Origin of the sequence: Peribacillus frigoritolerans (assembly GCF_030676415.1) — a bacterium.
GTDB lineage: Bacteria > Bacillota > Bacilli > Bacillales > DSM-1321 > Peribacillus > Peribacillus frigoritolerans_A.
In genome coordinates this window covers 313,524-334,206 of sequence record NZ_JAUUTW010000002.1, presented here as the reverse complement: position 1 = coordinate 334,206, position 20,683 = coordinate 313,524, and the positions used below count along the sequence as shown (strand labels likewise).

21 protein-coding genes, 1 pseudogene and 1 riboswitch are annotated in these 20,683 nt (G+C 43.1%); of the genes and pseudogenes, 3 read left to right on the top strand and 19 right to left on the bottom strand.

The window, feature by feature from the left end; translation table 11 throughout:
• Window positions 1-8: 8 nt before the first annotated feature.
• The 13 genes from ruvX to cymR form a co-directional block, all read right to left on the bottom strand.
• Window positions 9-434 carry a Holliday junction resolvase RuvX gene (gene ruvX / locus Q8G36_RS03585; protein ID WP_034308633.1) on the bottom strand — a complete coding sequence of 142 codons (426 nt, stop codon included), beginning with the start codon at window positions 432-434 and terminating at the stop codon, window positions 9-11.
• Window positions 434-703 (bottom strand): IreB family regulatory phosphoprotein, encoded by a 270-nt coding sequence (locus Q8G36_RS03580; protein ID WP_034311358.1) that lies wholly within the window; start codon window positions 701-703, stop codon window positions 434-436. The genes ruvX and Q8G36_RS03580 overlap by 1 nt, the downstream gene beginning before the upstream one ends.
• A gap of 66 nt (window positions 704-769) precedes the next feature.
• On the bottom strand, window positions 770-3,406 hold the full coding sequence (gene alaS / locus Q8G36_RS03575) for an alanine--tRNA ligase (protein WP_305159009.1): 2,637 nt from the start codon (window positions 3,404-3,406) through the stop codon (window positions 770-772).
• Between the two features lie 312 nt (window positions 3,407-3,718).
• Entirely contained in the window at window positions 3,719-4,795 is a 1,077-nt protein-coding gene (locus Q8G36_RS03570; RefSeq protein WP_305159008.1) for an AI-2E family transporter, read from the bottom strand.
• Between the two features lie 226 nt (window positions 4,796-5,021).
• Complete coding sequence (locus Q8G36_RS03565) at window positions 5,022-5,237, bottom strand: hypothetical protein (protein ID WP_063233024.1); 216 nt, start codon at window positions 5,235-5,237, stop codon at window positions 5,022-5,024.
• Window positions 5,227-5,838: a PRC-barrel domain-containing protein gene (locus Q8G36_RS03560; RefSeq protein WP_305159007.1), complete on the bottom strand. Its 612-nt coding sequence runs from the start codon at window positions 5,836-5,838 to the stop codon at window positions 5,227-5,229. The genes Q8G36_RS03565 and Q8G36_RS03560 overlap by 11 nt, the downstream gene beginning before the upstream one ends.
• Window positions 5,832-6,605, bottom strand: coding sequence for a TPM domain-containing protein (locus Q8G36_RS03555; protein WP_305159006.1), 774 nt, complete (start codon window positions 6,603-6,605; stop codon window positions 5,832-5,834). Before Q8G36_RS03555 ends, Q8G36_RS03560 begins: the two co-directional genes overlap by 7 nt.
• Complete coding sequence (locus tag Q8G36_RS03550) at window positions 6,605-7,174, bottom strand: LemA family protein (protein WP_370694013.1); 570 nt, start codon at window positions 7,172-7,174, stop codon at window positions 6,605-6,607. The genes Q8G36_RS03555 and Q8G36_RS03550 overlap by 1 nt, the downstream gene beginning before the upstream one ends.
• A gap of 89 nt (window positions 7,175-7,263) precedes the next feature.
• Entirely contained in the window at window positions 7,264-9,669 is a 2,406-nt protein-coding gene (locus Q8G36_RS03545; RefSeq protein ID WP_305159005.1) for an ATP-dependent RecD-like DNA helicase, read from the bottom strand.
• Window positions 9,670-9,705: 36 nt separating this feature from the next.
• Window positions 9,706-10,371, bottom strand: coding sequence for a tetratricopeptide repeat protein (locus tag Q8G36_RS03540; RefSeq protein WP_048681430.1), 666 nt, complete (start codon window positions 10,369-10,371; stop codon window positions 9,706-9,708).
• Window positions 10,372-10,493: 122 nt separating this feature from the next.
• Complete coding sequence (gene mnmA / locus Q8G36_RS03535) at window positions 10,494-11,609, bottom strand: tRNA 2-thiouridine(34) synthase MnmA (protein WP_305159004.1); 1,116 nt, start codon at window positions 11,607-11,609, stop codon at window positions 10,494-10,496.
• Window positions 11,610-11,638: 29 nt separating this feature from the next.
• Window positions 11,639-12,784, bottom strand: coding sequence for a cysteine desulfurase family protein (locus Q8G36_RS03530; protein ID WP_305159003.1), 1,146 nt, complete (start codon window positions 12,782-12,784; stop codon window positions 11,639-11,641).
• A gap of 60 nt (window positions 12,785-12,844) precedes the next feature.
• Entirely contained in the window at window positions 12,845-13,264 is a 420-nt protein-coding gene (cymR, locus tag Q8G36_RS03525; protein ID WP_034308657.1) for a cysteine metabolism transcriptional regulator CymR, read from the bottom strand.
• Between the two features lie 136 nt (window positions 13,265-13,400).
• Between cymR and Q8G36_RS03520 the strand changes: the two genes are divergently transcribed.
• Both Q8G36_RS03520 and Q8G36_RS03515 read left to right on the top strand, forming a co-directional pair.
• The gene (locus tag Q8G36_RS03520; protein ID WP_305159002.1) at window positions 13,401-13,604 is read left to right on the top strand and encodes a hypothetical protein; all 204 of its coding nucleotides are present in this window, start codon (window positions 13,401-13,403) and stop codon (window positions 13,602-13,604) included.
• A gap of 55 nt (window positions 13,605-13,659) precedes the next feature.
• Window positions 13,660-14,931, top strand: a complete 1,272-nt coding sequence (locus tag Q8G36_RS03515) for a replication-associated recombination protein A (RefSeq protein ID WP_305159001.1) — start codon at window positions 13,660-13,662, stop codon at window positions 14,929-14,931.
• 7 nt (window positions 14,932-14,938) lie between these two features.
• Here Q8G36_RS03515 and Q8G36_RS03510 read toward each other — a convergent pair whose 3' ends face one another.
• The 3 genes and pseudogenes from Q8G36_RS03510 to Q8G36_RS03500 all read right to left on the bottom strand — a co-directional run.
• Window positions 14,939-15,139, bottom strand: coding sequence for a hypothetical protein (locus tag Q8G36_RS03510; protein ID WP_305159000.1), 201 nt, complete (start codon window positions 15,137-15,139; stop codon window positions 14,939-14,941).
• Window positions 15,140-15,649: 510 nt separating this feature from the next.
• Window positions 15,650-15,988 carry a hypothetical protein gene (locus Q8G36_RS03505; protein WP_305158999.1) on the bottom strand — a complete coding sequence of 113 codons (339 nt, stop codon included), beginning with the start codon at window positions 15,986-15,988 and terminating at the stop codon, window positions 15,650-15,652.
• Between the two features lie 237 nt (window positions 15,989-16,225).
• Window positions 16,226-16,521: pseudogene (locus Q8G36_RS03500) on the bottom strand (ABC transporter ATP-binding protein); the annotation flags it as partial.
• 361 nt (window positions 16,522-16,882) lie between these two features.
• On the opposite strand from Q8G36_RS03500, the gene Q8G36_RS03495 reads away from it, so the two are divergent.
• Entirely contained in the window at window positions 16,883-17,812 is a 930-nt protein-coding gene (locus Q8G36_RS03495; protein ID WP_305158998.1) for a LytR family transcriptional regulator, read from the top strand.
• A gap of 461 nt (window positions 17,813-18,273) precedes the next feature.
• On the opposite strand, the gene Q8G36_RS03490 is transcribed toward Q8G36_RS03495, so the two are convergent.
• The 3 genes from Q8G36_RS03490 to Q8G36_RS03480 all read right to left on the bottom strand — a co-directional run bounded on the left by Q8G36_RS03490 (window position 18,274) and on the right by Q8G36_RS03480 (window position 20,108).
• Window positions 18,274-18,732 (bottom strand): hypothetical protein, encoded by a 459-nt coding sequence (locus Q8G36_RS03490; RefSeq protein ID WP_305158997.1) that lies wholly within the window; start codon window positions 18,730-18,732, stop codon window positions 18,274-18,276.
• Window positions 18,733-18,933: 201 nt separating this feature from the next.
• Complete coding sequence (locus Q8G36_RS03485) at window positions 18,934-19,065, bottom strand: hypothetical protein (RefSeq protein WP_305158996.1); 132 nt, start codon at window positions 19,063-19,065, stop codon at window positions 18,934-18,936.
• 938 nt (window positions 19,066-20,003) lie between these two features.
• Window positions 20,004-20,108, bottom strand: coding sequence for an anti-repressor SinI family protein (locus Q8G36_RS03480; RefSeq protein ID WP_305158995.1), 105 nt, complete (start codon window positions 20,106-20,108; stop codon window positions 20,004-20,006).
• 18 nt (window positions 20,109-20,126) lie between these two features.
• Window positions 20,127-20,210: riboswitch (cyclic di-GMP riboswitch) on the bottom strand.
• Window positions 20,211-20,683 lie beyond the last annotated feature (473 nt).

Here is a 20,683-nt window from a genome sequence, read left to right as displayed (position 1 = left end):
TATTCACCTCATATTGAATTTGTTTGTCTGTCCAAGAATCCTTGCAGAATCATGACAGCTGCCATTTTATCAATGACTTTCTTGCGTTTGCTTCGGCTCACGTCCGCCTCAAGAAGGACACGTTCAGCCGCCATAGTTGTCAACCGTTCATCCCAGAGAAACACCGGCAGCTTGAATTTGTTTTCTAATCGTTTAGCGAAATCTTGGCTGATCTCGCCTCGCGGTCCAACAGTCCCATTCATGTTTTTAGGTAAACCGAGGACAATTTTAGAAACATCATGCTCTTTTATGATTTCATTGAGGCGTTTAAAGCCGAAGTCATTTCCAGCTTCGTTAATTTTGATCGTTTCCAATCCTTGTGCAGTCCAACCCATCGCGTCACTCAGGGCAACGCCGATGGTTTTTGAACCTAAATCAAGTCCCATTGTGCGCATTAGTATTCCTCTCGATGGTTCTTAAGATACGACTTAACCAATTCTTCGATGATTTCATCGCGTTCAAGCTTACGAATAATGTTTCGAGCATCCATATGGCGCGGGATGTAGGCCGGGTCACCAGATAATAGATAACCGACAATCTGGTTTATGGGGTTATAACCTTTTTCCTGAAGTGCAACATACACTTGAGACAATACTTCTTGTACATCTCTTTCGAATGGTTCTTCGGGAAAATTAAATTTCATCGTTTTATCAAAGGAACTCATTAACATGCACCTCTCCTCAGCGTCCAGAATCCACTATTACCTACATTGTACAACACTTTCCATTGATTATGAAATCGATAAGACCCATTCTTCAACAAAATTAAGTGCTGCATCCAATTTTTCAGGGTCTTTTCCGCCGGCTTGGGCCATATCTGGACGTCCGCCACCGCCACCACCGCAACGGGAAGCCACTTCTTTGACCAATTTACCGGCATGGAAACCGCGGTCGATGTAATCCTTAGTCACCCCGGCAATCAAATTGACTTTATCACCTTGGGCCGAGCCTAATACGATAATGACAGAATCGAGCTTCTGTTTCAAATCATCCGCCATGGCACGCAGATTATTCATGTCGGTAGCTTGAACCTTTGCCACCAATACTTGAACACCATTTACGTCTTTTACGTTAGAAACAAGGCTGCTTGCTTCAATATTACTTAATTTTGCAGTCAGGCTTTCATTCTCACGATGAAGATCCTTCACTTCAGCTAAAACCGTTTCAATTCTTGAAGGTACGTCTTTCAAGTTCGTTTTCAATTTAGCAGCCGCGTCTTTCAAGACACCGATTTGATCAGTCATCAATTTGTATGCCCCGGCACCCGTTACCGCTTCTATACGGCGAGTCCCTGCACCGATGCCGCTTTCGGAAACGATTTTGAACAAGCCGATTACTGCTGTATTCGGGACGTGGACACCGCCGCAAAGTTCAAGACTGTAATCGCCTATTTGAACGACACGGACAATCTTGCCGTATTTTTCGCCGAACAAGGCCATTGCGCCCATAGCTTTGGCTTCTTCGATGTTTTTATAGTCCGTATTCACTTGTAAGCTTTGCCAAATCTTTTCATTTACAATCGTTTCGATCTGCTCAATTTCTTCCGCCGTTATCTGGCCAAAATGAGAGAAATCGAAACGAAGGCGCTCAGCCTGTACGAGTGAACCAGCTTGGTTGACATGTGTACCAAGCACATCTTTCAACGCCTGATGCAGAAGATGCGTCGCTGTATGGTTTTTCGTGATATGGATCCGATTTTCTTGATTTACTGCAGCAACGATATTGGACTCTGATGTTAAAGTGCCGGCAGTAATGGTTACACGGTGCAGATTTTGACCATTGGGAGCTTTTTGGACATCATGGACATCAACCTTCACGGATTCACTGGCCATCGTTCCTATATCGGCTATTTGTCCGCCGCTTTCCGCGTAGAAAGGAGTCTTGTTCAGAATCACTTGAACTTCTTCACCTTCTTGTGCCTCCGTTACAAGCTCGCCATTTTTTATGATGGCTGCAACCTTGGCTTCGACAGCCACTTGATCATAGCCGACAAATTCACTTTCCACTTTAATATCGCCCAATACCCCGCCTTGGATTTGCATGGAATCAACATCTTGACGCGCTGAACGGGCACGTTCACGCTGTGCATCCATCTCTTTTTCAAATCCAGCTTGATCGACCGTCATGCCTTCTTCTTCTGCATATTCTTCCGTTAACTCAATCGGGAAACCATATGTGTCATATAAACGGAATGCATCACTGCCCGGAATGGTCGTACCGCCTTTTTCCTTTTCCTTTTTAATGACTTCAGAAAGGATGGACAGCCCATCATTTAGAGTTTCATGGAAGCGTTCCTCTTCATTTTTGATTACTTTTGCAATGAACTCTTTATTCTTGAGGACTTCAGGGTAGAAGTCTTTCATGATTTCACCGACGACCGTCACAAGCTCGAACATGAATGGTCGATTGATGTTGATTTGCTTAGCATACCGAACCGCCCTGCGGAGTAAACGGCGCAATACATAACCGCGGCCTTCGTTGGATGGAAGAGCCCCGTCACCTACTGCAAAGGCTACCGTACGAATATGGTCGGCAATGACCTTGAATGCAACATCTTTTTCTGAATCAACACCATACTTCACATCGGAAATCTCTTCGACTGCCCGGATGATTGGCATGAATAGATCTGTATCATAGTTCGTCGCCACATCTTGAACGACGGAAGCCATACGTTCAAGGCCCATGCCTGTATCGATATTTTTCTTTGGAAGCGGTGTGTAAGAACCGTCAGGATTATGGTTGAATTGAGAAAACACAAGATTCCAGACTTCCAGATGACGTTCATTTTCCCCGCCGGGATATAGTTCCGGATCATTCGGATCATCGCCATATGCTGGTCCGCGGTCATAGAAAATCTCTGTATTCGGACCGCTTGGACCCTCACCGATATCCCAGAAGTTTTCTTCCAGGCGAATGATCCTTTCAGCAGGAACACCGATTTTCTTATTCCAGAGTTCGAATGCTTCATCATCTTCAGGATGGATCGTCACAGCCAATTTCTCTTTATCGAATCCAATCCATTTTTCATCCGTCAAAAATTCCCATGCCCATGTAATGGCTTCTTCTTTGAAATATTCACCAATGGAGAAGTTTCCGAGCATTTCGAAAAACGTATGATGACGTGCCGTTTTCCCCACGTTTTCAATATCGTTTGTACGGATGGCCTTTTGAGCATTTGTAATCCTTGGATTTTCAGGAATCACACGTCCATCAAAATATTTCTTTAAAGTCGCCACCCCGGAATTGATCCAAAGCAATGATGGATCTTCATGAGGAACCAATGACGCACTTGGTTCGATGTTATGGCCTTTTTCACTAAAAAAGTCTAAATACATTTGGCGGATTTGAGCACCAGTTAAATACTTCATATATATATCCTCCTTTTAAAAATTATGTAATTTTGAGCACACAAAAAAACCCCCATCCCAAAAACAGGGACGAGAGTTGACTCGCGGTACCACCCTGATTACGGACGCAGGAATTCATCCCAGGTCCATCACCTTCATAAAAGCCTTAACGCGGCATGACGGCAGGTATTAGCTGCTCTCAGGACTAGCTTTCTGCTGCTCTTCACCTGGCAGTCCCTTTCAGCCTGGGGGACCCCTCTCTTTTAGATGGACTTCAGCATACTTCATCCTTCAACGAATTATCTTATGTAATGGATTATATTCACAAGACTTTTATTTGTCAATAAGGGGCGGCTTCTTTCTAAAGTGAACGCGGGCATGAAGTACAAAAACTTTCAACACAGCCAAGATGGGAATCGAAAGGACCATGCCCACGATACCGCCTATTTCACCACCGGCCAATAATGCGAGCATGATGAACAGCGGATGCATATGGAGGCTTTTGCCGACTATTAGCGGCGACAGGATATTCCCCTCAAGAAATTGAAGTACAAGCACGATGCCCGCGATGATCAACACCATTTTAACTGACATTGTCGCGGCGATGACCACGGCAGGAATGGCCCCAATAACCGGTCCGAAATACGGAATGACATTCGTTATTCCGATTATCGCCCCCAATAGAAGCGGATATTTCATTCCGACTATCCAGAAGAGCAGTGAGGAAATCAAACCGATCACGACACAGACGATGATTTGACCGCGGATATAGCCGCCAAGCGACGCATCCACATCACGAACGAATGCCCGTCCCTGCTTGCGCCATTTTTTCGGGGTCATATACCATGCCATTTTTTTTAAAACAGTGAAATCTTTCAGGATATAAAAAGCAATGAATGGAATCAGCGCAATCAGGACGATGAAATCAATCATCTTCATTGCATACTCCATCGCCTTTTCAGGTATACGCTTCAGCCACCCTTCGAAAAGGGTGACACCCTCTTCGAACCTTTCATGAATTCCGAATGGCCATGCCGCCGTTTGATGATTGAGTTTATCAATCCGGCCCCGGTACTGTTCAACCAGTTCCGGCACGCTTTCCGACAGCTCGCGAACCTGGCTGACGATCATTGGGATACCTTTATAAACAGCAAAGCCGATTCCTCCGAAAAATAACAAATAGATGATCGTAATCGAAAGCCAGCGACGCATCCCCTTCTCATTTAAATATTCCACTACAGGGTGCAGCAAGTAACTGATGAACGCGCCAATCAAAAAAGGCAACAGTACCGTCACACATACAGTAACGGCAGGTCCCCACATGGGCTTAAGTTTCATAAAAATATAGATAACGAAAAATAAGAGCAACAAAAAACCCAGGCGATAAAACCACTTTAGACGAATACTCACAATAAACACCTCCCGCTCATTTATTCTTCGAAAGGCGGAAGGTTTTCATACATAAAAAAGAGTGCCCTCATTATCAGGACACCCATTCCTGCTATAATAATGACTTTAATCTTTTGCGTATTTTCTTCATGTTCCGTTTAAACATCTTCGAGTTCATCAAGTCCGAACCCATATTCATTAGAGTATTGCGTGAACGTCTAGCCATTGCAAACACCTCTTCCATTAATTACATACTGAAGCGGCGGTCATTTTCCTCAAACAAATCGTCCAATGAGCTTAAACTTCCATCTTCCTCGACCTGGTGCGTATTAATGAGCCCTTCGGATAGAGTCATTTCAATAAAGCAATTCCAACAATAATATTGATTTACGCCAATCTTCCCAACATCTTTACTGCGGCAATTCGGACATTTAATTTCCAAAATGGACACCTCACTGTTCATAAACTGAAACAATGATGGTATCCTTCCCTAATGCAGGCGGCTGTTTTGATTCTATCACTGTCGACTCCGAGAAAAACCCATCCGTTGTTTCATACGCTATAATCGTGCCCATTTTCTCCTTGAAATATACATCCTGCAGTAAACCAAGCTCTTCGCCCATTTCTGAAAAAAGCATGCGTCCCAATAATTCGTCCTTCGAAAGGCAAATGGAATCCGCAGGCACTTTCCTTAAGGTTGAATCCTGTTGCATGATGACGATCCCATCTGGACCGAATGAAGAAATATCGTCAAGTTTCAAATGAAAAGCTCTTTTGAACAATGCTTGTTGATGAACGACCAACCCTGTTACCTGACCCATTTCAGAAATTGATAAATCGTGGACCGTGCCGATTCTTTCTCCTTTGATTGTAAAAACCGGCATCCCTTTCAATAATGAAAACGTCCGCAAGGTCATCCCGCCTTTCCGAACATTTTTATTATCTCTTTCTGTTGAAAATAGATGTGCTGAAAGGTTTTCCATTGTTGCTCGATCTTCTGGAAATACAGGGACCAGGCATAAAAAAAAGACCGGTTTCCCGGTCAGATTCACCTGCTTTACCATCCCCTGCTGGCTCCTCCGCCACCGGAACTTCCTCCGCCGCCGCCTCGTGGACCGCCGCTGCCGCCTCCACGGCCACCGCCGCCTCCGCGACTGATGAATAGTAAAAGGATATTGATTAGCGTTTGAAGGAAAAATCCTTTAAAGAACTTGGCATCGAGGATGAATACGATGATGACTGTGATGATAATGAGGAAAATCTGTAAACCTGATGGCTGAAAGTTTTCTGCCTCGGGCTGAACGGAGAGATCTTGATAAAACTCGTCACCTAGGTTGTATTCTTTCGTGACATCGTTATATACGGCCTTATAGGTTTCCGTCAGGGCAACATCATATTTACCCTCTTTCAGCGCGGGGATAGCCACATTGTCCAAAATCTGTCCAGATTTTATATCGGTAATGGCCCCTTCCAAACCGTACCCCACTTCAATACGGATTTTCTGTTCTTCCATGGCCAGCACAATGAGGACTCCATTGTTCAGCTCGGCATCCCCAAGCTTGAATGATCTCAATGCCTCGACCGAGTACTCTTCGATCTCGGAACCTTCCATCGAATCGACCGTCAAAACGGAAATTTGTGCTTTTGTGGCATCATCCAATCGTTTCCCAAGTTCGATGAGTTCGGATTTTTCCTGATCATCCAGGACTCCCGCGAAGTCCTGAACATATATATCCCCAACTGGTTCAGGAATGTTAGGTTGTGCTGCGGCCACGTTTGCTAAACTGAACGTGAGAATGAAGAATAGCGCAAACACAGCGAGTTTTTTCATTATTTATCGCTCCCGAAATCAACCTTTGGCGTTTCTTTTTCTTGATCGGTCACTTCAAAATATGGTTTGGCATCGAACCCGAACGCTCCTGCCATCATATTCTTCGGAAAGCGTTTAATCATTTTATTATAGTTGGTAACTTCATCATTATAGTCTTTTCGTGCTACCGTCAGCCGATTTTCCGTTCCTTCCAAACTATCCATGAGACCCTTGAAGTTCTCATTGGCCTTTAAATCCGGATAGTTCTCGACAACCACCAAAAGACGGCTCAAGGCCCCACTCAATTCTTGATCGGCGTCAATCGCATCTTCAGTCGAATTGGCACCAGCCAGCTTCGAGCGTGCATCACTTACCGCTTTAATGGCTTCCGTTTCATGCGAAGCATAACCCTTCACCGTTTCGACAAGATTCGGAATCAAATCCGCTCTTCGTTTTAATTGGTTATCCACCTGTGACCATTTATTGTCGACGTCTTCATTGGCACTTACAAGGCCATTGTACGAAGATGCCCCATAAATGACCAGTAAAACGACAACGACTATTCCTATTATCCAACCTTTTTTCATCAAATCCCCCCTACTCTTTCACATATAAGTTATATTCTATATTAGTTCCACCAAAACTATGAATTCTAAACAAAATTCATCAGAAAGAACAGCTACATAAAATCATAAGGAGTGACATTCTCCATCCCGATCATCGGGTCAGCTTGCATGAGAATATCAAGATAACTTGATTGTTGAGATACCTCTTCCTTTTCCACCGGCATTTCTTCTTCACTCAAAATCTCCCGCAGCTTTTCACGCAAAGTCGTTTTGCGGCGCATCTCATCATTACGCTCAATCCCTAAACGGAATGCATCTTCTTCACCACAAAGGATCAAGAAATTTTTACTGCGGGTAATCGCCGTATACAATAAATTACGGCGGAGCATCCGATAATAACTTTTCACTACAGGTAAAATGACAATGGGGAATTCGCTTCCCTGCGACTTATGGATAGAGCAGCAATATGCATGTGTAATCTGGTTCAAGTCCTGTTTCGTGTAAGTGACTTCAATGCCTTCGAATGATATGATCACTTTATCGACATGATCGGTATTTTCTTTAGCGAACAATATGGACACGATTTCACCCATATCGCCATTAAAGACACCCTCCTCTGGCTGGTTCACCAGCTGAAGCACCTTATCTCCCGTTCTGTATATCACGTCTCCGAATTTTATTTCCCGCCGCTTTTCATTCGCATTGCTATTGAACACTTCCTGAAGCATTTTATTCAGTGCATCAATCCCGGCAGGCCCTCTATACATGGGAGCCAGCACCTGTATATCCTTGGCCGTGAAGCCTTTCGTCCTGGCATTGGCAACCACTTTCTCGATTACTTGGGCGATTTGGCCGGTTTGGCAGCGAATGAACGATCGATCTTCCTGCTGTTTCGTGACATCATCCGGAAGTCTGCCTTTTTTGATTTCATGGGCCAATTCAATGATCGATGAGCCATCAGCTTGACGATAAATATGTTCCAGACTGACAGTCGGTACACAATTCGATGCAAGCAAATCCTTTAAAACCTGCCCAGGGCCAACAGATGGCAGCTGATCTTCATCACCAACCAATATCACTTGGACATTTTCCGGCAGAGCTTTAAACAATTGATGTGCCAGCCACGTATCCACCATCGAAACCTCATCGATGATTACGATACGGCCATCCAGCTGATTATCCTCATCATGGGAAAAGCCTTCACTCCCGTTCCACCCCAGCAAACGGTGGATCGTGACAGCTGGGAGCCCAGTCGATTCGGCCATGCGTTTCGCTGCACGGCCAGTAGGAGCCGCAAGTACGAATGGAAACGGATCGCTTCCTTCTTTTTTATAATCGTTCATGTCCATGGATACACCATGCAGCTCTGCATATAGCTCAACGATGCCTTTGATGACTGTCGTCTTACCGGTACCCGGTCCGCCCGTCAAAATTAACATCGGTGATTGCAGGGCTGTCTGGATCGCTTCCTTTTGGGCCGGGGCATAGGAAACATCCAGCCGCTCTTCCAGCTCCCCAAGTGCCAGCAAGAACTCCGATTCCGGGAACTGGTCCTCATACTCGGTTTGAGCAAGCAGCCGCTTGATGTTCATGACGATTCCCTTTTCCGAATAGAATAGCGAAGGCGGATAAATTCGTCGATCCTCGACAACTATTTTCCTCTCTTGCGTCAATTCGATTATTTCCGAGGAAATGTTCGTGAACTCAATGCGGTCCCGTTTATTTTCCTCCAGCAGCCGCTTGACCGCTTCCAATAACTGCTCAGCTTCTATGTAGATATTCCCGTCCTGGAGGCATTGTGATTCAAGCGTATACAAGCACGCAGCCTTGATTCGGTCGGGATGGCTGCCGGAAATGCCCAGCTGATGCCCAAGCTCATCCGCCCGTCCAAAACCAATCCCTTCAATATCCTCTACGAGCTTATACGGATTTCCCTGAACCATCGTGATCGTATCCTGTTTATACATTTGATAGATCTTCATCGACAGCTGCGGACCGAAGCCATATTGATTCAGGGCGATCATCACCTGCTCCAGACCTTGATGCTCGACTAATGTATCATAGAGGCCCTTTGCCTTTTCCCCGGATAGCTTCGGAATATCATCAAGTAGCGAAGGCTGAGCCAGAATTTTTGAAATGGCCTTTTCACCCAGTGTCTCCACAATGCTTTCGGCTGTTTTTTTCCCAATGCCCTTGAAAAGGTCACCTGATAAATAACTGACGATGCCTTCCTTGGATTGAGGCAGGTCCTTGCGAAAATGCTCTACATGAAATTGAAGGCCAAAACGCGGATGTTCCTTCATGGCCCCATAAAAAATATAGATCTCATCCTCATGCATCCTTGGAAAATAACCTGTTACGACCGCTTCCTTCTCTTCATAATTCAGATTCGTTTCATGCACACGGATTCTTACAACCGAGTACATATTTTCTTCATTATGAAAGATCGTCACTAAATGACTTCCTTTCATGAACATTTTCTCTTCTGAAAACAAATCCAACGAATCTTGCTGGCTCAACGCTTCTCCCCACCTTTCCATGCATATGCTTTTTATTTACTCAGCATTCATTTCTTCCAACAGTTTCTTACCGTGCGCAGCAAGCATATGGTCAGGCTGTGCTTCCAATGCCTTATCAAAATAAACCATCGCAGCTTTCGCATCCTCACGATACCCTGCAAACGCAACGCCTAAATTATAATAAGCATCCGCATGGCCCGGATCCTGTTCCACAACTAAATTCAGTTGATTGATCAATTCATCATATAATTCCGCATTAGCTAGACAAAGCGCATATTGGAATCTCGCATCAACGTCCTCAGGGCTCAGCTCCACCGTTCTCTGTAAATAAGGCATCGCCAATTTCGGCTGATCTAACGCCATCAATGTCAATCCAAGCATGAAGTAAGCATCGCTGTTATCCAGTCCCAAACGGATTGCCTTTTCAAACATATCCTTCGCTTCGACTAATTTAGAATCGGATTCATAATATAAGTTTCCTAATGAATAGTAAGCCGCTGCTGCATTTTCATCCAGCTCAATCGCCTTTTTGTAAAACTTGACCGCTTTATCCGTTTCACCCACGGCAGTCAATACATTCCCAAAGTTTATGTAAGCAACAGGCTCATTCGGATTTTCCTCGATCGCCTCATTAAAAACTTTCGCCGCTTCTTCGTATTTCCCTTGCTGCATAAATTCAATTCCTTGTTGATTCTTATCCATATCCATTCACACTCCATTTTTATATTAAAAAGTATAGCATAAGCCAGTGGTCGAATTCAGGCGGTACACCCGCAATCCAAAAGAAGTCCCCAACCGCAAACACAGCTGGGGACATGCTTATTTTACCCTACGTAAGTCAGTTTTTCACCTTTTTTAAATACTTCATCAATCGTACCGCCGCCAAGGCACACTTCACCATCATAGAATACGACTGCTTGTCCAGGTGTGATCGCGCGGACTGGCTCGTCAAAGATGACTTCGACATCACCATTGTCCAAGACCTTCACCTTCACACCGCTATCATCTTGACGGTACCTGAACTTTGCCGTACAAGTAAATTCACCCGCAGGTATATGTTCCGCTACCCAGCTGACATTCACTGCACGAAGGGAATTGGAATACAGCACCTCATTATCAAAGCCTTGACACACATATAGAACATTGCGTTTCAAGTCTTTTCCTGCAACAAACCAAGGTTCGCCGCTGCCACCAATCCCTAGACCGTGACGCTGACCGATGGTGTAATACATCAATCCGTCATGCTTGCCCATGACCTTGCCATCCATCGTGACCATATCACCGGGCTGAGCTGGAAGGTAGTTGCTTAAAAACTCTTTGAAATTGCGTTCACCGATAAAACAGATCCCTGTAGAATCTTTTTTCGTTGCCGTGGCAAGACCCGCTTCTTTCGCAATTTCACGGACTTCCTTCTTATCAATGTGTCCAAGCGGAAACATGACTTTTTCCAACTGTTCTTGTGTAAGCTGGTTCAAGAAGTACGTTTGATCTTTATTATTATCGACACCGCGAAGCATTTTGTATTCGCCATCCCGGTATTCAACCTGTGCGTAATGACCTGTAGCCACATAATCGGCACCAAGGCTTACGGCATGTTCAAGAAAAGCCTTGAACTTGATTTCCTTATTGCACATTACATCCGGATTCGGGGTACGGCCCGCTTTATACTCATCCAAGAAATAAGTGAAAACTTTATCCCAATACTGCTTTTCGAAATTGACCGCATAATAAGGGATGCCGATTTGATTACAAACGGCAATGACATCATTGTAATCTTCCGTTGCCGTACAGACTCCGTTTTCATCTGTATCATCCCAGTTCTTCATGAAAATCCCGACCACATCATAGCCTTGATTCTTCAATAGCAGGGCTGACACAGAAGAATCCACGCCTCCTGACATACCCACGACAACGCGGGTGTCCTGTGGTGCTTTTCTCATTCTGTCACCTCATTTATTTAAAGCAGGAATTATCTTCCCACTAATCTATTAACGATTTTAACGGTGGTTTCGGCCGCCTGCCTTACTTCCTCTTCCGTGTTGTTCAGACCGAAGCTGAAACGAATCGAATTCTTCGTCCGCTCCGAATCTTTCCCGAACATCGCCACAAGCACATGCGACGGATCGATTGACCCAGCAGTACAAGCGGATCCGCTCGATACAGCAACACCTGCCAAGTCCATATTAACGAGCATCGATTCCACATTCGTACCCGGAAAACTGACATTCAGTAAATGCGGCAGCGACTGTTCCATAGATCCGTTAATTTCATATTGTACATCCGCCTCATCAAAGACGGCAAGCAATACGTCTTTAAATCGCTTGTATTGCTCCTTTTTCTTTTCCATCGTGCTTTGTGCAATTAAAACGGCTTCTGAAAAACCGGCAATTGCCGGCACGCTCTCCGTACCAGCACGGCGCTTGCGTTCTTGTTCCCCGCCATATAAATGCGGATTCAGCTTCAAGCCTTCACGAATATAAAGAAAACCGATTCCTTTGGGACCGTTGATTTTATGCGCGGTTACACTCAGCAAATCCACACCCAACTCACGGACGTCGATAGAGATCAAACCATATGCCTGAACCGCATCCGTATGGAAAATGGCTTGATGCCCCTTGAGCAGCTGTCCAATTTCAGCAATCGGCTGGATCGTTCCAACCTCATTATTGCCGAACATGACCGAAACCAAAATCGTATCGTCCCGCAATGCCGCCTTTAAATCGGCAATTGAAATAAGCCCCGCTTCATTCACAGGTAAATATGTGACCTCAAAGCCAGACTTCTCAAGGAATTGGCATGTATGCAAAACCGCATGATGCTCAATCTCCGTAGTAATGATGTGCTTCCCTTTTTCTTTATAAGCATTCGCAACACCAATGATCGCCGTATTATCAGCCTCGGTTCCGCCGCTCGTGAAAATGATTTCATTCCGCCCCGCACCGATGCTCGATGCAATACTCGAACGCGCCTCATCCAAAACATGGCGCGCCTCCCGCCCGAAAGCATGAATGCTCGACGGATTTCCGAAGTCTTGGCTCATGACTGTCATCATCCTATCGATCACATTCGGATGCATCGGTGAAGTCGCAGCATGATCTAAATATATTCTGTCCACTTTTTTGTCGCCTCCATTAAAAAACGCAAGCGCCTACATAATAGGCGCATTGCTAATCACTTAAATATAGTACATATAAGAATCGATTTCACCCGTATCCTTGTAGCTAGCCAAATCCATAAGCGTCGTATTATCCAATACATCCTTCACAGCATCGCGAATCCGGATCCATAGCTGACGTTTCACCGGCTCCTCATCCTCAATTCCCTCAACAGGGGTAATCGGCCCTTCCAATACACGAATGACGTCACCCGAAGTAATCTCCTGAGGATCTTTAGACAGGACATACCCGCCATACGCACCGCGGACACTCTTCACCAACCCAGCATTACGAAGCGGCGCAATCAACTGCTCCAAATAATGCTCCGACAGATTATGCGTCTGGGCAATCGACTTCAAACTCTTCGGGCCTTCTCCATAATGTTTAGCAAGCTCGATCATGATCGTTAAACCATAACGGCCTTTAGTAGATATCTTCATACATATACACCTCAAATTATTTATCCGTTTCTAAATTCTTTTGAAATTATAGCATATTCCCGCTGGAAATGCATTCACCCGCCCTCCATTTGTCAAATTATCCTAATTGGAGAGGTAGGAAAAAGGAGAGAAAAGAATGGAATGTTACCAATCGGATGGCGGATTATTATCGAGTGTGGGACAGGATTTTGGGTTAGGACGGATTATTTGCTTATACGAGCGGATTATTATGGGGATAGGTCGGATTTTTGCCCTGGTAGGTCGATTCATCAACCTCACAGCACAAATTAAATCACCAAGCGGACTACCATCATACGAATTCGCCCTTTTTACTGCATAATCAGCGCATTTCCCCCATCAGTTGTGATACCTTATATAAAAAGGAGAGGTGCGCAATGAATATAAAACCGCTTGCTTTCCGGATGCGGCCTCGATCGATTGATGAGATCATCGGGCAGGAGCATCTGGTCGGTGAAGGAAAAATTATCGCAAGGATGGTGAAAGCCAAACAGCTTTCTTCCATGATCCTGTATGGTCCGCCGGGAATTGGCAAGACATCGATTGCAAGTGCGATTGCCGGAAGCACGAAGTTTGCTTTCCGGACGCTGAACGCGGTGACCAATAATAAAAAGGATATGGAAATCGTGGCAGCCGAGGCTAAGATGTCCGGGAAAGTGATTCTGCTGCTTGATGAAGTTCATCGGCTCGATAAGGCCAAGCAGGATTTCCTATTGCCTTATCTTGAAAACGGGATGATCACCTTGATCGGTGCAACGACCAGCAATCCCTATCATGCAATCAATCCGGCCATCCGTAGCCGATGCCAGATTTTCGAGCTCAAATCATTGGAAACCAATGATATAACCAAAGCTCTGGAACGGGCACTCCATGATGAAGAGCGGGGACTTGGTGCGTATAAAACCGATGTCAGCTTGGATGCCCTTACCCATTTCGCGACTGCTTCGAACGGAGATGTCCGCAGTGCCCTTAACGCTCTTGAGCTCGCCGTCATTTCCACCGAACCCGAGGAATCCGGAACGATTCATATAGATCTGCAAATTGCCGAGGAATGCATGCAGAAAAAAAGCTTCTCACATGACAAGGATGGAGATGCCCATTATGATGTTCTGTCGGCGTTCCAAAAATCAATTCGCGGCAGTGATGTGCATGCAGCCCTTCATTATTTAGGGCGCTTGGTCGAAGCCGGCGATCTTGTCAGCATTGCCCGCCGCATGGTGGTCATTGCCTACGAAGACATAGGTCTTGCCAATCCGCAGGCTGGTCCCAGGGCCCTCAATGCAGTCGAAGCCGCGGAACGACTCGGTTTTCCTGAAGCCCGCATCCCACTAGCCAACTCAGTGATCGAGTTATGCCTATCCCCTAAATCGAACACGGCCATTGTCGCCATTGATGCAGCTCTGTCCGACATTCGCAGCGGCCATAGTGGAGATGTACCGGATCATCTTAAGGATGCCCATTACAAAGGGGCCACCGATCTCGGACGCGGCATCGGCTACCTTTATCCGCATGACTACGAGAATGGCTGGGTGAAGCAGCAATACTTACCGGACAAACTGCGCAGCAAAAAATATTACAAACCGAAAAAGAGCGGGAAATTTGAACAAGCCCTTGCCTCGGTCTATGAAAATATCGAGAAAAAGAAATAACTCCGGATCACTTCAGACCCGGAGTTTCTTTATTGTGGAAAATGAAAAATTCTAACATGCCCTTCTGTTGACGAAAATCGACTCCCCTTGAGCATTCACCATCACAATGATGCCATCTTTCACCGTACTGATCATCTGCGGATACATGCACGACCAATTTATTGGTTTGGATACGGGAAAAGTGTACAGCTACATTCCATTTCGGCACATTAGAGATTTCTCCTTTCCGAACATATTTTCACAACTTACTTCTATTAAAATCCCAACTATATGAATCTTTTCAGAGAGTTCTAGTTCAATATACTGACCAATATATATAGAAATCATTTGCAACCTAAATCCCACCAGTGAGCCATTGTGTCCATCATCCACAGGCAGTATGTACAACTGTCAGTCAAACGCTCCGGCTAGGCCTTTCTTAATTAGGCTTAGGCTAAATTCCTTTGAAGCGCCTTGCTTGGCCAATTTTCCCCGGAAATCAGTCCGCAATTTGTAAGGGTTTCATCAAGGGCAGAAACAACATTTCACTATAAGATTCTAGCCTGATAACTTTTACAGCATTTAATTTAGATTATGGCAGATTGCCATCCGCGTACTTTTAGCCGCAGAAAAATTAGTCTCCTCGTATCCAGTAAGAGGATATGTCAATACGAGGGCTAGGAGCATGTCCATTTTCATAAGAAGGCACAACAACTTTTTAGTTGCTGTACCTGTATAGTCAATCTTCGTTATAGATACCCTTCGATGCTTTAATCATATTATCCAGCCACATTTTCTTAAATACATTCACACGCCGAGGACTGCCATTCCCTTCACCCTCAGTTGAATTTTCAGTTTCTTCTGCGGCCTCGGAAAGAATTTCATTTGAATTCCCTTCATCTGAAGAGCTTTCCGTTGAGCTACTTTCATCTGATGAGCTTTCTGTTGAGCTACTTTCATCTGATGAGCTTTCCGTTGAGCTGCTTTCATCTGATGAGCTTTCCGTTGAGCTGCTTTCGGTTGATGAGCTTTCCGTTGAACTACTTTCGTACGGTGAACTTTCAGTTGAATATTCCATTTATTCTTTAGCCTCCAATATTTATTTATTCTTTAGGGATATCCGTACTGCATATATATGCGCCTTCTTTCTATTAGGGACTTTGCTTATCACCCATTTTAAAGTAAAACCCTCATTCATTTGGGAATTTTCAGTGAATCCATTTTACCTGGTCAAATTCATTAGATTCAAAGGGTTTTCTCCTTGCAAACAAAAAAATAACCTTTTCCGAAACTACTTTATTATTTTTCCTTCTTATTAGCCATGATGTCCTTTTAGCCAACTGACCACCGATTTCCCGCTACTTTCGCGAAGGTCCTCGACATTTTCGTTAGAGATGATCTCGCCATTCTTAATCAGAATAACTTCATCAAGGATGTTCTGGATTTCCTCGATTTCATGAGTCGCCATGATAACCATTTGCCTTTCAAAATCGATATATGACAGCAAGCCCTCCGTACAATCGACTCCCGGACCATAACATCCAACCCTGAAAATGGTTCATCCAATAACACGACCGGTGCCTCCCGAGAAAGGGTAGCACTAATTTTAAGCCCCTAACAACCCATAAATCTTCCCGACTTCAAACGTGAGTGAAACACCATGAAGGGCAGCATACTTGCTGTAAGATCATGATTACCAATGTACACATATAAAAAAGACCTGAAACTTCCAATATTCGGATGATCAAAAAGAATAAACACTAGGCCAAATTACACAAACAATAACCAAAGAAGTGTGGATTTTCCGATCAGCCACTCCTTTAGCATTAAACCCTTTAAATGAAGAATTGTTCTAGTTAAATTACACCAAAATATGCCAAAGGTATTATAAAATAACAAAATATACTATTCTTTTATATTGAAATTCAATATAATAGACGAAGTGGTTACAAAAAGAGGAAGGAAGTAAAATATGAGACATGAAAAAAAGAAGAAAAAGAAACGGACATGGCTGAAGGTAGTCGGGATAATTGTCCTACTTTTTATATTAGCTGGGGGAGCCTTTGCCTACTCCGTATGGAATTCACTGACAAAAACCGTTGACACGATGCATACACCAATAGACCGTACCACCGATAAACGCACGAAAGACCTTGCACTATCAGATCAGGAGCCATTCTCGATGCTCATGCTCGGTGTCGATGAACGTGATGGCGACAAAGGCCGTTCAGATACCATGATCGTCTTGACAGTCAACCCACAAAAGAAATCGGTCAAAATGCTGAGCATTCCGCGTGATACACGGACTGAGATCGTCGGTCATGGTACACAGGATAAAATCAACCATGCATTTGCCTTCGGCGGCGCAAAAATGTCCATGGATACAATTGAAAACTTCCTTGATATCCCAATCGACTATTATATGAAGATCAATATGGAAGGCTTTAAGGATATCGTTGACGCAGTCGGCGGCGTAACCGTTCAAAACGATTTGGACTTCACATCTGATGGCATTCATTTTGCAAAAGGTACGCATACGCTTAACGGAAAAGAAGCCCTTGCCTATTCAAGAATGAGACATGATGATCCGAGTGGTGATTTCGGCCGTCAATCCAGACAACGTGCCATCATCGAAGCAGTCATCAAGGAAGGCGCAAGCCTTTCCTCTCTGACGAAATACAATGAAGTCTTCGATGCACTCGGTAATAATATCCAGACGAATTTGACGTTTGATGACATGATGGACATCCAAAAGAACTACAGGGACGCAAGCAAAAGCATAACCCAAGCAACCATTCCAGGAAATGGAACGAAAATCGACGGAGTCTACTATAATATTGTGTCGGATGAAGAAAAAGAAAAGGTACAATCCGAATTAAAAGAACATTTATCCAACAAATAAGAAAAAATGAAAGAGCTGTCCGGACCCGCATCCTGACAGCTTTTCCATTTTTTCCGTCCAATATTCTGACAAAAAACGAACACCAATTGTAGAGATTTGTTGGAATTTTTGTTGTTTATTAGGCATAAAAAGACGGTATAATCTAATATGAGCTGACAAATCCATTCTCCCCTTGCCACTTTCATCACTTGACACTATTATTCTTTGGACCCGGAATTCCACAACCAACATTCATCAACTATAATAAATAAACCTAAACAAAAGGAGTGGATTTAAATGAAAATCAAAGCAGGCAGCTGGGCTATGCTAAGCACACAGGACAAAATGTTTATTTTGAAAGCCATCAGTGATCGTTCAAGAATGAAATATGTTTCATGAGAAGTAAATCTATTCGGCATTACATGAGAGCATGCCTCTCCCTTTTCAATAAAACGAACTTGAGCCTGAAAAAGGAGAGGAATCTATTCAAACCGATAATCCCATAACAAACGCCATTCGCCTTTTTCTCTTACGACATAGCAATTTTGTTCCAAAGTGAACACCCCAAAGCGAGAATTGAAGACCTGTGTAACTGGAATTTCATAGGCCGTTTTATGCTGCCTCCCAACCTTATCCAGACTCCAGTTCTTCACTTTCTTAGAACGGCCTACATCATACTGAAAGGTTTCCACTTCCATATGCCGTAAAAATACATGTGACCGATTTTGCACATAATCTGCCTGATTCGGAAACCGCTGCTTCATTTCAGAACTTAACAAATCCCAGGACTTCCCGAACTCCGCTTCACTTTCATACTCATAGAAATCTTCAACCACGCTTTTTGATCCGCTCGGAAAAAGAAAAATGATACACGGTCCTGCAGCTAAAACCATGAGAATAGCCGTGAATACTCCGATGGGAATCTTACTTTGTCTCCTCACCCTCATCACCCTCACAGGTTATCATTCCATTATGTATATAATGAAGAACCATAAAAAAGAAGCATGTTGTAAGACATGCTCCTAAAGTATAGGTATCGGAAATGATTTTTTAGATTCATTTGGCGCCTTCACCACCAATACAAGAAAAGAAAATGATCATCGCCCATGAAACGAGCAGAATAAGGGCGAAGTATCTGCGGATCATATACTATCAGGTTGTTCAATGATCCCGCTTAACTTCTCCTTAATATCCTCAACAAGTTCATTTACAGTAACATCCTGTCCATACTCACCCTTGGCGAAAGTGTCTTTTAAAATATCAAAAAAATCCATTCGAAATTCCCACTCCAATATATAATTGAGCCACCATTTCATACTGTTGTCCTATTCCTTTCTTCAAAAATAAGGAATATAGCTCATTTATTCGATAATCACATATTAAGCGGGAATTGGCAAGCAGAAACTACATTAACAGCTAAAAATTCACCCAATTTTAACATTTCTGAAATATTCTTTAGAAATGAACACTAGTAAGATTTAAGTACATACGTGAGGATAAAAAACAAAAAAAGGACCAATTCCTCAGCCCCTTTGATACCCTATGTTATGATCGCCCCATAAAATAAGTCATTAATGAAATTAAAACTAATGTAATGGTAATATAAGTTCCAATAAAAATTTTCTTGCTTCTTTGTTTCTTTTCATAAACTTCCTCGAACGTAGTGAATTTATTTTTTGTCATCAAATAATCTCCTTCTATTTTGATGGAAGCTATCTGACATCGCCTGTTGCGAAGTCCTTTGCTTGATCTCTATAATGTAGTATCGGTACACGACTAAAAACAATTAAGCATTATTAACTATTTTTTTATAGGTTATATTTCTCAAAACTGCAGAAGGTTACGACTAAAGCATTAGGTACATTAACTAAACTCTATGATCATCATGATTAATCCTGCCTAGGTATCATTTTAGCATTCTAAATATTAAGCGCTTACTTTATAAAATTCATGATTATTTTTATCCAACCAAAAAATGACAACCATAACGGTACACTTAATAAAGTTCCCCATATTAATCCCTTTATAAAAGCCTTAAGTCCATCCATAATAAAAATCCCTCTCAATTAGGGTTGCCTTTTTATTATTGTTCCCATGTTCTTTATTCTAGATACCTTTTACGGTCTTTTTCCGATAATGAAAATAAAAAAAAGAAGACTGTGTAACAGCCTTCCCTAACGTAATATTTATCCCCTGATTTGCTTTTTCCCGTTCATTTTACTTTTATGAACTCCCGCACTTCTTCAATAGATAACCCTACACTTTTAGCCTCTAAAATTAGATAAACCCATTCTTCCCGTTCATTGTTAGCTTCCATGATGAATCCCACCCAACTTGTGATAACACAGCCGTCTTAGCATTTAGCCTTAGACCTGTAATTTTGCGTCCCTACTTTTCAATAGGTTTGCCTTTCTCAAGATTATTTCACATTAATTATTAACCAAGATTAATAAATCGCTTGAATCCATGTTTCCATGGTACTAATCATGCCCTCAAAGAATTTACCCTTAATTAAATCTATATTAACGTTAATTATACTTAAAAACGTAAAAATAGCTCTTAATACTATTCGTTTTTTTCTGTCATTTTTCAACATCATTCATCAAAAAGTGACATTACAAATGAAAAACACTGGTATAATGCGCTTTCTTTACAACTCTTTTATTAAAAATAGATTTATAATAGCTATAATAAGCTTGAATTTGATATTCCACAAAAATAATATTTCGAAATAAGTGGGCTAAGTGATTCAGTTTTAATTTATTTCCCCTAAGAAAAAAAGCCAGCATGACAACCATAATATGGCTGTAACCTGACTGTTCGTGAACTCTAGTAACTATTTAATTCAAAATATTCCATTATATCCAAAAGTCTTTTATACCAAGATATTCA